This is a genomic window from Streptomyces sp. NPDC048278 (genome assembly GCF_040652195.1).
Classification (GTDB): Bacteria; Actinomycetota; Actinomycetes; order Streptomycetales; family Streptomycetaceae; genus Streptomyces.
In genome coordinates, this window is the sequence record NZ_JBEZLP010000004.1 from 195871 (window position 1) to 211149 (window position 15279).

Genomic DNA, 15279 nt, shown 5'->3' on the forward strand with positions numbered 1-15279 from the left:
GCGAGGGTCTTCGCCATTGTCAGCACGTGTACGGCCGCCTCGCTTGTGGAGACGGTCCGACGGGGCCACTCGTTCCCCCGATCGGCACGCATATGCCGAGGGACGGCCGAAATCGTTCGGCCGTCCCAGGTCACGCAGCTCAGCGGGCTGACGCCTCGTCAAGAACTTCCACGAAAACTCCGTACGGGCCCTTTGCGGGGCCCGGGCGGCTATGCGCGGCCGGGGAAGAAGATCTTGACCTCGCGCTCGGCGGACTCCTCCGAGTCGGAGGCGTGGATCAGGTTCTCGCGGACGATCACGCCGAAGTCGCCGCGGATGGAGCCGGGGGCGGCGGCGATCGGGTCGGTGGGGCCGGCCAGGGCGCGGATGCCCTCGATGACCCGCTCGCCCTCGACGATCAGGGCGACGGAGGGGCCGGCGGACATGAACTCGACCAGCGGCTCGTAGAACGGCTTGCCGACGTGCTCGGCGTAGTGCTGCTCCAGCGTGGCGCGCTCCAGGGTGCGCAGCTCCAGCGCGGTGATCTGCCAGCCGGCCTTGCGCTCGATTCGGCTGATGATCTCGCCGGTCAGGCCCCGACGGACGGCGTCGGGCTTGAGCAGGACGAGGGTGCGCTGGGTCACGGGAGAGCTCCTTCGGTACTGGCCGTGTGCGGTGAGGAGAGGCTACAGGGCCGGTCTGAGCGGCCGTTACACAGTGTGCGGGTCGTTAGGGGCGCCGTCTTCGGGGGCTGCCGCCCCCGGCCCCCCGCTTCGGCCTGAACGGCCTCGTCCTCAAACGCCGGACGGGCTGAGTGGCGGCGCGGACCGGCCCTCGCCCTGACACACCTGACAAGCCAGGAGGCGGTACGCACCGGCCCTCGCCCTCACGGCCTCAACGGGCTGAGAGGGGGTACCGACCGGCCCTCGCCCTCACACGCCGGACGGGCTGGGAGGGGACGCGGACCGGCTTTCGTCCACGCGCGCCCGACGAGCAGGGGATACAGACCGGCCCTCGCCCTCACCCACCCGACGAGCTGGAAGGCGGTACAGACCGGTCCTTGTCCTCGCCGCACGCCCGACGAGTTGGGAGGGGATACCGGCCGGTTCTCGTCCTCATGCGCCCGATGGGGTGTTCTGGGTGGGTTGTGTGGTGAAGCGGGACTTGGCCTCGTCGATTTTTTTGCCGTAGTGGACCGAGGCCCACCACAGGGCGGCGAAGATCGCGCCCATGAAGTACATGGTGGGGACGTAGATCCCGGAGGCGACCAGGGCGATCTGGAGGGTCCAGCCGAGGGCGACGCCGCCGGGGCGGGTGATCACGCCGCACAGGGCCACGCAGAGGAACATCGCGATGCCGCTGACCAGCCACACCGTGCTGGTGGACAGGTCGGGGTCCTTCATGGCGACCAGCGCGGCGAAGCCGATGACGAAGAACTCGCCGATCAGGGTGGAGGAACAGAGCGTGCGCATGGTCAGGGCCTCCCCAGGAGCAGGCGGGCCTCGCCCACGGTGATGACGGAACCGGTGACCAGCACGCCGCCGCCGGCGAACTCGCCCTCCTCCTCGGCCAGCGTGATCGCCGCCTCCAGGGCGTCGGGCAGCCGCGGCTCGACCTGGACGCGGTCCTCGCCGAACACCTCGACGGCAATCGCGGCCAGCTCGTCCGCGTCCATCGCGCGGTGGCTGGAGTTCTGGGTGACGACGACCTCGGCGAAGATCGGCTCGAAGGCCTCCAGGAGGCCCAGGACGTCCTTGTCGCCGCTGGCCCCGATCACGCCGATCAGCCTGCTGAAGTCGAAGGCCTCGCCGACGGCCTCGGCGGTGGCGCGGGCGCCGGCCGGGTTGTGGGCGGCGTCGAGGACGACGGTGGGAGAGCGCCGTACGACTTCGAGGCGGCCCGGGGAGGAGACGGCCGCGAAGGCCTTGCGGACCGTGTCGATGGCGAGGGGCTCGGGGCGCTGGGAGCCGACCCCGAAGAACGCCTCGACCGCGGCGAGCGCGACGGCCGCGTTGTGGGCCTGGTAGGGGCCGTGCAGGGGGAGGTACACCTCGTCGTACTCGCCGCCGAGGCCGCGCAGCGTGAGCATCTGGCCGCCGACGGCGACCTGGCGGGCGACCACGCCGAACTCCAGGCCCTCGCGGGCGACGGTGGCGTCGACTTCGACGGCCTTCTTGAGGAGCACCTGCGCCGCGTCGACCGGCTGCTGGGCCAGGATGGCGGTGGCGTCCTGCTTGATGATCCCGGCCTTCTCGCCGGCGATCTCCGCGGTGGTCTCGCCGAGGCGGTCGGTGTGGTCGAGGTCGATGGGGGTGACGACGGCGACGTCCCCGTCGATGACGTTGGTGGCGTCCCAGGAGCCGCCCATGCCGACCTCGACGACGGCGACGTCCACGGGGGCGTCCGCGAAGGCCGCGTACGCCATGCCGGTGAGCACCTCGAAGAAGGAGAGCCGGTACTCCTGCTGGGCGTCGACCAGCTCGACGTAGGGCTTGATGTCCTCGTACGTCTCGATGAACCGCTCGGCGGAGATCGGGGCGCCGTCGAGGCTGATGCGCTCGGTGATCGACTGCACGTGCGGGCTGGTGTAGCGGCCGGTGCGCAGGTCGAAGGCGCCGAGCAGGGCCTCGACCATGCGGGCGGTGGAGGTCTTGCCGTTGGTGCCGGTGATGTGGATCGACGGGTAGGACCGCTGGGGCTCGCCCAGCACGTCCATCAGGGCGGCGATCCTGGTGACCGACGGCTCCAGCTTGGTCTCGCCCCAGCGGGTGGCGAGCTCCGCCTCCACCTCGCGCAGGGCCCGGTCGACCTCGGGGTCCTCGGGCCGGCCCGGGACGTCGGCCTGTTGCGGGCCGCCCTGGGTGCGCAGGGTGCGGCTGCCGGCCTCGATCACCGCGAGATCGGGGTCACGGTCCGTCTCGGCCGCGACGATGTCGTCGAAGCCGGCCTCGAAGCCGTCCTCGAAGTCGCCGTCGAAGCTCTCATGGGGGTCGCGCGGAGGCAGATCACTCACGGCACCAGTCTACGGAGCCCCGCGGACGCGTGGGCGCGACGGTCGCCGGGAGCGCCTGCTCGCACCAGATCGTCTTGCCGGCGGAGGTCTGCCTGGTCCCCCACCGCTGGCTGAGCTGCGCCACCAGCAGCAGGCCCCGGCCGCCCTCGTCGAAGACCCGGGCCCGCCGCAGGTGCGGGGCGGTGCTGCTGCCGTCGGAGACCTCGCAGATCAGCATCCTGGTGTCGCGGATGAGCCGCAGCTGGATCGGGGAGCCGCCGTAGCGGACGGCGTTGGTGACGAGTTCGCTGACCACCAGTTCGGTGGTGAAGGCCAGCTCGTCCAGTCGCCAGGCGGCGAGCTGCTCGGTGGCCAGCGTCCGGGCCCCGGCGACCTGCTCGGGGTCCGCGGGGACCTCCCAGGCGGCCACCTGGTCGCAGGGCAGGCCGCGGGTGCGGGCGAGCAGCAGGGTGACGTCGTCGGCGGGTTCGCCGGTGCGCAGCGCGGCCACCACCCGCTCGCAGGACTCCTCCAGCGGCTCCGCCTCCCCGGCCGCGGTGAGCGCGCGGCGCAGCCGGTCGAGGCCGCGGCTCAGGTCGAGGTCGCGGGAGTGCACCAGGCCGTTGCTGAACAAGGCGAGCGTGGAGCCCTCGGCGAGGTCGAGGTCGGTGGTCTCGAACGGCAGCCCGCCGAGCCCGAGCGGCGGGCCGGCCTGGCCGGGGGCCGGCTCCGCCACACCCTGGGGAGTGATCACGAAGGGCAGCGGATGGCCGGCGCTGGCCAGCGAGCAGTGCCGCGAGACCGGGTCGTAGACGGCGTAGAGGCAGGTCGAACCCACCTCGCCGGTCTGCTCGCCGACGCCGTCGTCGAGGTGCAGGACCAGGTCGTCGAGGTGGGTGAGGAGTTCGTCGGGGGGCAGGTCGACGTCGGCGAGGGTGCGGACCGCCGTGCGCAGCCGGCCCATGGTGGCGGAGGCCTGGATGCCGTGGCCGACGACGTCCCCGACGACCAGGGCCACCCGGGTGCCGGACAGCGGGATCACGTCGAGCCAGTCGCCGCCGACGCCGGCCCGGGTGCCGGTGGGGAGGTAGCGGTAGGCGAAGTCGACGCTCGCGCAGTCGGGCAGGCCGTGCGGGAGCAGGCTGCGCTGGAGCGCCAGCGCGGTCTCGCGCTCCCGGGTGTAGCGGCGCGCGTTGTCGATGGCGGTCGCGGACTTCGCGGCGAGTTCCTCGGCGTCGGACAGGTCGTCCTCCTCGAAGGGCGGGGAGTCCCGGGTGCGCCAGAAGACGATCACTCCCATCAGGACGCCCTGTGCCGACAGCGGCGCGGTGATCAGCGAGCGCATGCCGTAGTCGAGGAGCCGTTCGCTGTGGCGCGCGTCGGGAAACCGCCCGCTTCGGGTGACCCGCAGGTCGGCCATGAGGGCCGGGGCGGCTGCGGTGTGCCGGTCGGCACCGGGCGGCGGGTCCACGGCGATCAGGGCTCCGGTGGGGTCCAGCGGGGGGTCGTCGCGGACGCCGCCGCGGGCGACGCGCCGCAGGACGGTCTCGGCGGCCGTCGGTTCCCCGCCGTGCAGCACCGACTCCTCCAGGTCGACGGTGACGAAGTCGGCGAAGCGGGGGACGGCCACCCGCACCAGTTCGTCGGCGGTGCGCCCCACGTCCAGGGTGTTGCCGACGGTACTGGCGTCGTAGAGCAGCCGCAGCCGCCGGTGGCTCTTCTCCAGCGAGCCCGCCATGGTGTTGAACGCGGCCTCCAGCTGCCCGATCTCCCGGCGCCCGGAGAGCGGCACCCGGGCGCCCATGTCCCCGGCGGCGAGCCGGGTCGCGAAGCGGGCCATCCTGCGCACCGGCCAGACGATCACCCGGGTCACGTAGGCGCCGTAGGCGACGATCAGCAGGACCGCCGCGCCGACGCCGACGGACGCGGCGATCGTCAGCATGCGCATCCGGGCCTCGAGTGCGTTCTCGCGCCGGCTGATCGCGACGCGTTCGTCGTGGAGGTAGCGGGAGAACTGGCCCCGGAGCGCGTCGAGCCGCTGCTTGCCCTCCAGCGTGCGTGCGGTGCTGCTCGCGTCGGGATCGCCGGTCCGGGCCTCGGCCACGAGCGGGACCGAGTAGTCGTCGATGAAGGACTGGCCGGACCGCTGGATCTGCCGGGCGAGCTGCCGCTGGCCGGAGGAGGTGCTGACGTCCACGAGCCGCCGCGCCTGTGCGGGGAACGCGGCCCGGGCGGTCCGCCAGGGTTCGAGGAAGGCGTCCTGGCGGGTGATGACGTAGCTGCGCTGACCGCCGTCCATGTCGAGGACGGTGCCCTGGACGACGCCGATCTGGTCCAGGGCGGGCCGGCCGCTCCGCGCGGAGAGCAGGGAGTGCTGGGCGTCCGCGATCGCCAGCACCAGCGTCAGGAAGACGAGGCCCATGAGCACTGCGAGCAGGCCGCCCGCACCGGCCGTCAGGGGGACCAGTCCCCGGTGCGGAGGCGTCCTCGTCCGGCCCCTGCGCTGCATGTGGGCGTTCCCTCCGCCGCATGGCACCAAAGCGGAACATTACGGTCATGTTCCTACTTCTGGATTGTAGGGCGACGGCCGGATGGCGCTGCGCGACCCGGGAAACGCCCGCAGGCGCCCGGCGGCCCCGTGGAGGGGGCTGCCGGACGCCTGCGGAAGCCGGTGCGGCTACGCCTGCGGGAGGCGGTCCAGCTGGGTCCGGATGCGGGCGATGTCCTCGTCGGCCTTGGCGAGCCGGGTGCGGATCTTCTCGACCACGTTGTCCGGGGCCTTCGCCAGGAACGCCTCGTTGCCGAGCTTGCCGGTCGCCTGGGCCTTCTCCTTCTCGGCGGCGGCGAGGTCCTTCGCGAGGCGCTTGCGCTCCGCGGCGACGTCGATGGTGCCGGAGAGGTCGAGGGCGACCGTGGCACCGGCCACCGGGAGGGTCGCGGTCGCCGCGAAGGCGTCGCCCTCGGCCTGCAGGCGCAGCAGCTGGCGGATGGCCGCCTCGTGCGGGGCGAGGGCCGTGCCGTCCAGGTCGAGGCGGGCAGGGACCTTCTGGCCGTCCTTGAGGCCCTGGTCCTTGCGGAACCGGCGGACCTCGGTGATGACCTGCTGGACCAGCTCGATCTCCTTCTCGGCGGCCCCGTCACGGAAGCCCGAGTCCTTCGGCCAGTCGGCCACGACGAGCGACTCGCCCCCGGTGAGCGTGGTCCACAGGGCGTCCGTGACGAACGGGATGACCGGGTGGAGCAGCCGCAGCATCACGTCCAGGACCTCGCCGAGGACCCGGCCGGAGACCCTCGCCTGGTCACCGCCCGCGAAGAACGTCGTCTTCGACAGCTCGACGTACCAGTCGAAGACCTCGTCCCAGGCGAAGTGGTAGAGCGCGTCGGCGAGCTTCGCGAACTGGAAGTCGTCGTAGTACGCGTCGACCTGGGCGACCGTGGTGTTCAGCCGCGAGAGGATCCAGCGGTCCGCCGCGGACATCTCGGCGGCGTCCGGCAGCGGGCCCTCGATGGTGGCGCCGTTCATCAGCGCGAAGCGGGTGGCGTTCCAGATCTTGTTGGTGAAGTTCCGGGACGCCTTGACCCAGTCCTCGCCGATCGGCACGTCCGCGCCCGGGTTGGCGCCGTTGGCGAGGGTGAAGCGGACCGCGTCGGAACCGTACGCGTCCATCCACACCAGGGGGTCGACCGCGTTCGGGTTCGACTTCGACATCTTCTTGCCGAACTCGTCGCGGACCAGGCCGGTCAGGGCGATGGTGTGGAAGGGCGCGACCCCGTCCATGGCGTACAGGCCGAACATCATCATCCGGGCGACCCAGAAGAAGATGATGTCGTGGCCCGTGAGCAGGACGTCGGTCGGGTAGAACTTCTCCAGGTCCGGGGTCTTCTCCGGCCAGCCCAGCGTGGAGAAGGGCCACAGGCCGGAGGAGAACCAGGTGTCGAGGACGTCCGGGTCCTGGGTCCAGCCCTCGCCGCTCGGCGGTGCCTCGTCGGGGCCGACGCAGACGACCTCGCCGTCCGGGCCGTACCAGATCGGGATGCGGTGGCCCCACCACAACTGGCGCGAGATGCACCAGTCGTGCATGTTGTCGACCCAGTCGAAGTAGCGCTTCGACATGTCCTCGGGGTGGATCCCGACCCGTCCGTCGCGGACGGCGTCACCGGCGGCCTTGGCGAGCGGCCCGACCTTGACCCACCACTGCATGGACAGGCGCGGCTCGACCGTGGTCTTACAGCGCGAGCAGTGGCCGACCGAGTGCATGTAGGGGCGCTTCTCGGCGACGATGCGGCCCTGTTCCTTCAGCGCGCCGACGACGGCCGAGCGGGCCTCGAAGCGGTCCAGGCCGAGGAAGGGGCCGTGGACGGTGATGATGCCGTGCTCGTCCATGATGGTCAGCGCCGGCAGGTCGTGGCGGCGGCCGATCTCGAAGTCGTTCGGGTCGTGGGCCGGGGTCACCTTGACCGCGCCGGTGCCGAACTCGGGGTCGACGTGGGTGTCGGCGACGACGGGGATCGTGCGGTCCGTCAACGGGAGCTTGATCCGCTTGCCGACCAGGTGCCTGTACCGCTCGTCGTCGGGGTGGACGGCGACGGCGGTGTCGCCGAGCATCGTCTCCGCGCGCGTGGTGGCGACGACGAGGCTGTCCTCGCCCTCGCCGTAGCGGATGGAGACGAGTTCGCCGGCGTCCTCCTGGTACTCCACCTCGATGTCCGAGATGGCCGTCAGGCAGCGCGGGCACCAGTTGATGATGCGCTCGGCGCGGTAGATCAGCTCGTCGTCGTAGAGCTTCTTGAAGATGGTCTGGACGGCCTTGGACAGGCCCTCGTCCATGGTGAAGCGCTCACGGCTCCAGTCCACCCCGTCACCGAGGCGCCGCATCTGGCCGAGGATCCTGCCGCCGTACTCGTCCTTCCACTGCCAGACCCGCTCGACGAACTCCTCGCGGCCCAGGTCGTGGCGGGACTTGCCCTCCTCGGCGAGCTGCTGCTCCACCTTGTTCTGGGTGGCGATGCCGGCGTGGTCCATGCCGGGCAGCCACAGCGCCTCGAAGCCCTGCATGCGCTTGCGGCGGGTCAGCGCGTCCATCAGCGTGTGCTGAAAGGCGTGGCCCAGGTGCAGGGAGCCGGTGACGTTGGGCGGCGGGATGACGATGGTGTACGCGGGCTTGTCGCTCTTGGCGTCGGCCGTGAAGTAACCGCGCTCTACCCAGCGCTCGTACAGCGGCCCCTCTACGTCGGCCGGCGCGTACTGGGTCGGCAGTTCGGTGCTGGGCGCTGTGGGCTGCTGCTGAGCATTCTCGGTCACGGGGCCCAGTTTAGGGGTGTCTCAGGGGTGTCCCGAAACGCGTTTGTTCCGTAACGGTGGGCACCCCCGAGCCATGAGTCCCCTGTGCCTGCGCCAGGATGTCAGGAACACATAAGCATCTGGAGGGGAACCCAGAGATGAGCTACAACCAGCCGGGCCCGTACGGCGCGCCGCCGCCGCAGCAGCCGGGACCCTACGGGCAGCAGCCGGGCCCGTACGGCCAGCCGCCGCAGCCGCCCCAGGCGCCCCAGCCCGGCTACGGCTACCCGCAGCAGGCTCCGCCGCAGCCGGGACCCTACGGCCAGCCGCCGCAGCCCCCGCAGCCGGGCTACGGCTACCCGTCCCAGGGCGTTCCCCCGCAGGACAACCCGTACGGCCAGCAGCAGCCGCCCTACGGCCAGCCCCCGTACGGCCAGCAGCCCTACGGCGTGCCGCAGCCGCCGGCGCCGGGCGGCGGGAAGAAGAAGACGGGGCTGGTCATCGGGGCGGTCGCCGTGGTGGCGGCGATCGGCGTCGGGGCGTACTTCGTGCTCGGCTGGAGCGGATCCGGCGCGCTGAAGAACGACGGTCCGCACAAGCTGTCCGCGCCGGCCTCGATCCTGTCCGCCAAGTACAAGCGGGTCGGTGACGCCAGCGAGCAGAAGGCGAGTTCGAGCGACGCCCAGGACCTCGCCAAGTCCGGTGTCACCGACGCCACTTCGGTCACCGCGATCTACTCGACCCTGGACCTGGCGTCGCTGGACACCAGCAACCCGGCGGACGTCGCGAAGGCGCAGACCGCCGAGAACGTCACGCTCTTCGGGGTGTACGGCTCGGTGAAGGACCCGCAGGCCGCGCTGGACGCCACCTTCGCCAACATCAAGAAGGACGGCTCCTCGGACGACAGCGTGCAGCTGACCGGGGACGCGCAGTCGGTCTCGCCCGCCGGGCTGGACGGCGCGGTGATGAAGTGCCAGCAGGCGAAGGGCAAGAACCAGCTCACCGGCAAGGCCCAGACGGCCTACCTGTGCATCTGGGCGGACTACAGCACCATCGGCATGGTGGAGCCGACGGCGGCGGTGAAGACGTACAGCCTCGACGAGTCGGCGAAGATCGCGGCCGGCGTGCGGGGTGAGGTGCGCGTCGTCAAGAGGTAGCGCCGACGCACGCGAAAGCGCCGGGTTCCTCCGCGGAGGGCCCGGCGCTTCGCTGTGGAGACGGGGTTACGCCGACTTCTGCTCCCCCGCGCCCCGGCCGCGCGCGTCGCGCGGGATCAGGGTCGGGTTGACGTTGGAGTGGACGACGTCGGCGGTGATGACGACGCGGGCCACGTCCTTGCGGGACGGGACCTCGTACATCACCGACATGAGGACCTCTTCCATGATGGCGCGCAGACCACGCGCGCCGGTCTGGCGGAGGATGGCCTGGTCGGCGATGGCCTCCAGGGCCTCACGCTCGAAGTCCAGCTCCACGCCGTCGAGTTCGAAGAGGCGCTGGTACTGCTTGACGAGCGCGTTGCGCGGCTCGATGAGGATCTGGAGCAGGGCCTCGCGGTCCAGGTTGTGGACCGAGGTGATGACCGGGAGACGGCCGATGAACTCCGGGATCATGCCGAACTTGACCAGGTCCTCGGGCATGACGTCCTCGAACTGGTCCTTGGACTGCAGCTCGCGCTTGGAGCGGATGGTCGCGCCGAAGCCGATGCCCTTGGCGCCCGCCCGGGACTCGATGATCTTCTCCAGACCGGCGAACGCACCGCCCACGATGAACAGGACGTTCGTCGTGTCGATCTGGATGAACTCCTGGTGCGGGTGCTTGCGACCGCCCTGCGGCGGGACGGAGGCCGTGGTGCCTTCGAGGATCTTGAGCAGGGCCTGCTGCACACCCTCGCCGGAGACGTCCCGCGTGATCGAAGGGTTTTCGCTCTTACGGGCGACCTTGTCGATCTCGTCGATGTAGATGATCCCGGTCTCGGCCTTCTTGACGTCGTAGTCCGCGGCCTGGATCAGCTTGAGGAGGATGTTCTCCACGTCCTCGCCCACGTAGCCGGCCTCCGTCAGCGCGGTGGCGTCGGCGATCGCGAACGGCACGTTCAGCATGCGGGCCAGGGTCTGCGCGAGGAGCGTCTTGCCGGAGCCGGTGGGGCCCAGCAGGAGGATGTTGGACTTCGCCAACTCGATGGCGTCGTCGCGGCCTTGGGCGCCGCCGTTCTCCCCTGCCTGGACGCGCTTGTAGTGGTTGTACACCGCGACCGAGAGGGCCTTCTTGGCGGGCTCCTGGCCCACCACGTAGCCCTCCAGGAACTCGTAGATCTCGCGGGGCTTGGGGAGTTCCTCCCAGCGCACCTCGCTCGTCTCGGCGAGCTCCTCCTCGATGATCTCGTTGCAGAGATCGATGCACTCGTCGCAGATGTACACACCGGGCCCTGCGATGAGCTTCTTGACCTGCTTCTGGCTCTTGCCGCAGAACGAGCACTTGAGCAGATCGCCGCCGTCACCGATGCGTGCCACGGTGTGCTTCCCCTTCGCCTGGGAGACGCCTGGACTCTTTCGAATCCAGCGGCTCCTGGTGCTGCCTTATGTCGACGGTACCTTGCCGGGCCCCCCGTACGGGCCCCCCTTGGCACGGTTCACTTTGACGTGCACCCTGCGGTGCGCGCGGTCAAACCATGCCAAGGGCGGCAGAGAATACATTCTCTGTCAGCGGCCTCTGTCAGCGGACGTCCGCGTTGTTCATCTTCCGGGTGGAGATGATCTGGTCCACGATGCCGTAGTCGAGCGCTTCCTCAGCGGTGAGGATCTTGTCGCGCTCGATGTCCTCGCGGACCTGCTCGATCGGCCGGTTGGAGTGCTTGGCCAGCATGTTCTCCAGCTGGTCGCGCATCCGCGTGAACTCGTTGGCGATGATCTCCAGGTCGGAGAGCTGGCCGCGGCCGGTGGAACCGGCCGGCTGGTGGATCAGCACCCGGGAGTTCGGCAGCGCCATGCGCTTGCCGGGCGTGCCGGCGGCCAGCAGGATCGCCGCGGCGGAGGCCGCCTGGCCCATGCAGACCGTCTGGATGTCGGGCTTCACGAACTGCATCGTGTCGTAGATCGCCGTGAGGGCGGTCATGTCGCCGCCCGGGCTGTTGATGTAGATCGAGATGTCCCGGTCGGGGTCCATCGACTCCAGGCACAGCAGCTGGGCCATGACGTCGTTGGCGGAGGCGTCGTCGATCTGGACGCCGAGGAAGATCACGCGCTCCTCGAAGAGCTTCGCGTACGGGTCGTACTCGCGGATGCCCTGGGAGGTGCGCTCGACGAAGCGCGGGATGACGTAGCGGGCGTCGGGCCGGGGCCCGTCGTAGCGGGCGTCAGCGGCGCCGGGGATGTTGGTCATGAGGGTGTTCACCGTCCTGGTGGCGTTCGGGGGGCTGGAGTCTCGGCGGAGTGCGGCCTGGCCGGGCTCAGGCGGCACCGGTGCCGCCGCCTCCCGGAACACCGGAGGCATGCGTGATGATCCCGTCGATAAGACCGTACTCCTTGGCCTCTTCCGGGGTGAACCAGCGGTCGCGGTCGCCGTCGCGGACGATCGTCTCGACGGACTGGCCGGAGTGCAGGGCGGTCAGCTCGGACATGGTCTTCTTGGTGCGCAGCAGGTACTGGGCCTGGATCTTGATGTCCGAGACCGTACCGCCCAGGCCCGCGGAGCCCTGGTGCATCATGATGTCGGTGTGCGGCAGCGCGAAGCGCTTGCCCGCGGTACCGCCGGTGAGCAGGAACTGGCCCATCGAGGCCGCCATGCCCATCGCGATGGTCACCACGTCGTTCGGGATGAACTGCATGGTGTCGTAGATCGCCATGCCGGCCGTCACCGAGCCGCCGGGGCTGTTGATGTAGAGGAAGATGTCCTTGTTGGGCTCGGCCGCGAGCAGCAGCAGCTGTGCGGTGATCTTGTTGGCGATGTCGTCGTCCACCTGCTGGCCCAGGAAGATGATCCGCTCACCGAGCAGCCGGTTGTAGACCTGGTCACCGAGGCCACCACCGAAGGAAGGCTCGCCGGCGGCGGAGGGCATCAGATTCGTCACGTATCCACCTGCTCGTCTGTACGACGGCGCCGGGCCGTCTCACGTTTCCCTAGCCGGGGGCTTGGCCGGGGGCTGCAGTCCTGTCGGACTCCGGTCCCCTTGCCCTCGTACTCATGGACCCTAACGCGATGGTCCCTTCGGGGAATCCCGGTAACAGGGCTGTTCGCCGGGGGCGTAGCGCCGTTCGGGGTGCGGTACGGGGGCGCGTGCGGGTGCGTGGGGCTGGTCGCGCAGTTCCCCGCGCCCCCGAACGGCGGCTGCGCCGCCATCGGGGGCAGCCGCCCCGGCCGCAACGACGAAGGGGCCCCCGGGACAGTGCCCAGGAGCCCCTCTGTACGCCGTTACGGGCGCCGTAGGGCTCAGCCCTCGGTCTTGTCCTCGGCGGGGGCGTCGGTGGCCTCGGCGGCGGCCTCGGGGGCCTCCGTCTCGTCCTCGTCCTCGTCGTCCAGGTCGACGATCTCGCCGTTGGTGTCCTTCACCGTGGCGGCCTCGACCACGACGGCCAGGGCCTTGCCGCGGGCGACCTCGCCGACCAGGAGCGGAACCTGGCCGCCCTCGACGACGGCCTGGGCGAACTGGTCGGGGGACATGCCGGAGGAGGCCGCGCGCCGCATGAGGTGCTCGGTGAGCTCCTCCTGGTTGACGTTCAGCTTCTCGACCTTGACCAGCTCGTCGAGGACGAACTGGGTCTTGATGCCCTTGACCGCGGCCTCGCGGGTCTCGGTCTCGAACTCCTCGGCGGTCTTGCCCTGGATCTCCAGGTACTTGTCGAGGTCGAGGCCCATCTGGCCGAGCTGGTGGTGCTCCAGGTTGTGCTTGCGGGTGTTGATCTCGTCCTCGAGCAGCTTCTCGGGGACGGGCACCTCGACGAGCTCCAGGAGCTTCTCCAGGACGCGCTCCTGGGCCTGCGTGGCCTGGTCGTACGTCTTCATGTTGGCGAGCCGCTTGCGGCTGTCTTCCTTGAGCTCGTCCAGGGTGTCGAACTCGGAGGCGAGCTGTGCGAACTCGTCGTCCAGCTCGGGCAGTTCGCGGGCGGCGACCTGGGTGACCTTGACGGTGACCTCGGCGTCGCGGCCGGCCGCGGAGCCGCCCTTGAGCTCGGAGGTGAAGGTGGCCTCGCCACCGGCCTCCAGGCCCTTCACGGCGTCGTCGATGCCGTCGAGGAGCTCGCCGGAGCCGATGGTGTACGAGACACCGCTGGCGATGCCGTCCTCCAGGACCTCGCCGTCGACCTTGGCCTCCAGGTCGATGGTGACGACGTCGCCGTCCTCGGCGGCCCGCTCGACCGGCGAGGTGGAGGCGAAGCGCTCGCGGAGCTGCTCGACCGACTTCTCGACGTCCTCGTCGCTGACCTCGACCGCGTCCACCTCGACCTCGATGCCCGAGTAGTCCGGGATCTCGAGGGCCGGGCGGACGTCGACCTCGGCGGTGAAGTTCAGCGTCTCGCCGTCCTTCAGCTCGGTGATGTCGACGTCGGGCTGGCCCAGCGGGTTCAGCTCGGCCTCGTTGACCGCTTCGGTGTAGAACTTCGGAAGCGCGTCGTTGACCGCCTCCTCCAGGACCGCACCGCGGCCGAACCGCTGGTCGATGACGCGGGCCGGGATCTTGCCCTTGCGGAAGCCCTTCACCGTGACCTGCTGGTTGATCTTCTTGTACGCCGCGTCGAGGCTGTCCTTGAGCTCCTCGAAGGGCACCTCGACAGTGAGCCGAACCCGGGTCGGGTTCAGGGTCTCCACGGCGCTCTTCACGGTTCGGTCTCCTTGTGGCTGACTTCTCGGGTTCTGCCGGTGCCAGAGGGGCCCGGCGGAGTTTCGCCGCCCGGAGGAGTTCGTAGGCCGCCGTGCGGGGGCCGGGACACGCGGGCGCGCAGCTTGCATAGTAACCGCAGCGGCTCAGCGCCCCAAAAGGCGATCAAGACGGACGCCGTCAGGTGGTGGTCGGGGTGGCGGGATTTGAACCCACGGCCTTCCGCTCCCAAAGCGGACGCGCTACCAAGCTGCGCCACACCCCGTTCCGGTGCGACACGTAGGGTACATGCCCGGGCCGCCTGCGTCGGCCGCTTTGTTCACCCGTACCGGCGACGCGTCCGCGGCAGGTCCCGGGCCGCCTCTCCCGGTCGTCCTCCCGGTCGTCCTCCCGGTCGTGTCCCCGCAGACCAATCGCGTTGGCCTAGGCGGCGGACGACCCGCTACGATGCCTTCTGTGCCGCGGTCCCCGACCTGCGGCGCATGTTGTGCGGGCGTAGCTCAATGGTAGAGCTTCAGTCTTCCAAACTGACTACGCGGGTTCGATTCCCGTCGCCCGCTCCGAATGGCCCAGGCCCAGGCCAGGGGGGTAAATTTACCCCTGTGACCTGGGCCTGCGGCGTTGTCGGGGCCTGGTCCGCGGCGAAGGAGAAGCCGGCATGGCCATGGGAGCCGCCGGGCTGCCCGGCAGAGAGTGGATGGTCAAGGACGCGAAGGGTCGTACGTACAGCTACGACTCGGAGGAAGAGGCGTTCCAGGAACTCCCCGGGCACGGTGAGGGTGCAACCGTGTGGACCCGCGAGGTCTACCGGGTCCTCTTCGTGACGAGGTCGGTCGACGGCTGGAAGCAGGTCCCCGTCGCGCACGGATAGACGGACGGACGGGCACTGCCACCGACGGCCGGCTCCCGCGGTCAGAAGTTGATCGAGTTTATGGTCTGCGCCAGCGAGTCGAGGAAGCGCTGGATGGAGGGGGCCATCCCGGTCGACGCGAGGAAGAAGCCGAACAGGACGGCGACGATCGCGGGGCCCGCCTTGATGTTCCCCCCTCTCATCAGCACCACAAGGATGATCGCCAACAGCAGCACTACAGACAGTGAAATAGCCACAACTGATCACACCCTCGGTCGGTCCGCTCTCCGGCCCTGGGGTACGGCCCCGCACCCCCGCCAGATCCATCGTGCCACCAACCCGGCCGCACTATGCGGTTCGTGACA

General features: G+C 70.1%; 12 protein-coding genes and 2 tRNA genes. 3 read left to right on the plus strand and 11 right to left on the minus strand.

The features are described from left to right. Positions 1–209 precede the first annotated feature (209 nt). The 5 genes from ndk to AB0D74_RS09545 form a co-directional block, all read right to left on the minus strand. Complete coding sequence (ndk, locus tag AB0D74_RS09525; protein ID WP_093503045.1) at positions 210–623, minus strand: nucleoside-diphosphate kinase; 414 nt, start codon at positions 621–623, stop codon at positions 210–212. A gap of 471 nt (positions 624–1094) precedes the next feature. Further along, on the minus strand, positions 1095–1451 hold the full coding sequence (locus tag AB0D74_RS09530) for a DUF4233 domain-containing protein (RefSeq protein ID WP_362582350.1): 357 nt from the start codon (positions 1449–1451) through the stop codon (positions 1095–1097). Between the two features lie 2 nt (positions 1452–1453). After that, entirely contained in the window at positions 1454–2911 is a 1458-nt protein-coding gene (locus AB0D74_RS09535) for a folylpolyglutamate synthase/dihydrofolate synthase family protein (RefSeq protein WP_362583055.1), read from the minus strand. Positions 2912–2984: 73 nt separating this feature from the next. Beyond that, positions 2985–5480: a SpoIIE family protein phosphatase gene (locus tag AB0D74_RS09540; protein ID WP_362582353.1), complete on the minus strand. Its 2496-nt coding sequence runs from the start codon at positions 5478–5480 to the stop codon at positions 2985–2987. 168 nt (positions 5481–5648) lie between these two features. Next, positions 5649–8273, minus strand: a complete 2625-nt coding sequence (locus tag AB0D74_RS09545; RefSeq protein ID WP_362582356.1) for a valine--tRNA ligase — start codon at positions 8271–8273, stop codon at positions 5649–5651. A 137-nt stretch (positions 8274–8410) separates the two neighbouring features. Between AB0D74_RS09545 and AB0D74_RS09550 the strand changes: the two genes are divergently transcribed. After that, entirely contained in the window at positions 8411–9409 is a 999-nt protein-coding gene (locus AB0D74_RS09550) for a hypothetical protein (protein ID WP_362582359.1), read from the plus strand. A 66-nt stretch (positions 9410–9475) separates the two neighbouring features. On the opposite strand, the gene clpX is transcribed toward AB0D74_RS09550, so the two are convergent. The 5 genes from clpX to AB0D74_RS09575 all read right to left on the minus strand — a co-directional run bounded on the left by clpX (position 9476) and on the right by AB0D74_RS09575 (position 14329). Then, a complete protein-coding gene (gene clpX, locus AB0D74_RS09555) occupies positions 9476–10762 on the minus strand; it encodes an ATP-dependent Clp protease ATP-binding subunit ClpX (protein ID WP_093503035.1) in 1287 nt (428 codons plus the stop codon). A 202-nt stretch (positions 10763–10964) separates the two neighbouring features. Then, a complete protein-coding gene (locus AB0D74_RS09560) occupies positions 10965–11630 on the minus strand; it encodes an ATP-dependent Clp protease proteolytic subunit (RefSeq protein ID WP_362582364.1) in 666 nt (221 codons plus the stop codon). Between the two features lie 67 nt (positions 11631–11697). After that, a complete protein-coding gene (locus tag AB0D74_RS09565) occupies positions 11698–12306 on the minus strand; it encodes an ATP-dependent Clp protease proteolytic subunit (RefSeq protein WP_362583058.1) in 609 nt (202 codons plus the stop codon). A 371-nt stretch (positions 12307–12677) separates the two neighbouring features. Continuing rightward, on the minus strand, positions 12678–14066 hold the full coding sequence (tig, locus tag AB0D74_RS09570; protein ID WP_362582367.1) for a trigger factor: 1389 nt from the start codon (positions 14064–14066) through the stop codon (positions 12678–12680). 186 nt (positions 14067–14252) lie between these two features. Next, positions 14253–14329 (minus strand) — tRNA-Pro (locus AB0D74_RS09575). A 224-nt stretch (positions 14330–14553) separates the two neighbouring features. Between AB0D74_RS09575 and AB0D74_RS09580 the strand changes: the two genes are divergently transcribed. Continuing rightward, a tRNA-Gly gene (locus tag AB0D74_RS09580) sits at positions 14554–14624 on the plus strand. 98 nt (positions 14625–14722) lie between these two features. After that, positions 14723–14935 carry a hypothetical protein gene (locus tag AB0D74_RS09585; protein ID WP_362582369.1) on the plus strand — a complete coding sequence of 71 codons (213 nt, stop codon included), beginning with the start codon at positions 14723–14725 and terminating at the stop codon, positions 14933–14935. A gap of 41 nt (positions 14936–14976) precedes the next feature. Here AB0D74_RS09585 and AB0D74_RS09590 read toward each other — a convergent pair whose 3' ends face one another. Then, positions 14977–15171 carry a hypothetical protein gene (locus AB0D74_RS09590; RefSeq protein WP_217549461.1) on the minus strand — a complete coding sequence of 65 codons (195 nt, stop codon included), beginning with the start codon at positions 15169–15171 and terminating at the stop codon, positions 14977–14979. Between the last annotated feature and the right edge of the window lie 108 nt (positions 15172–15279).

Excerpts from the sequence above, each read along its gene's own strand:
- AB0D74_RS09585 (WP_362582369.1), top strand. The coding sequence starts at position 14,723 with ATGGCCATGGGAGCCGCCGGGCTGCCCGGCAGAGAGTGGATGGTCAAG.
- AB0D74_RS09565 (WP_362583058.1), bottom strand. The coding sequence starts at position 12,306 with ATGCCCTCCGCCGCCGGCGAGCCTTCCTTCGGTGGTGGCCTCGGTGAC.
- AB0D74_RS09560 (WP_362582364.1), bottom strand. The coding sequence starts at position 11,630 with ATGACCAACATCCCCGGCGCCGCTGACGCCCGCTACGACGGGCCCCGG.
- AB0D74_RS09530 (WP_362582350.1), bottom strand. The coding sequence starts at position 1,451 with ATGCGCACGCTCTGTTCCTCCACCCTGATCGGCGAGTTCTTCGTCATC.
- AB0D74_RS09540 (WP_362582353.1), bottom strand. The coding sequence starts at position 5,480 with ATGCAGCGCAGGGGCCGGACGAGGACGCCTCCGCACCGGGGACTGGTC.
- AB0D74_RS09550 (WP_362582359.1), top strand. The coding sequence starts at position 8,411 with ATGAGCTACAACCAGCCGGGCCCGTACGGCGCGCCGCCGCCGCAGCAG.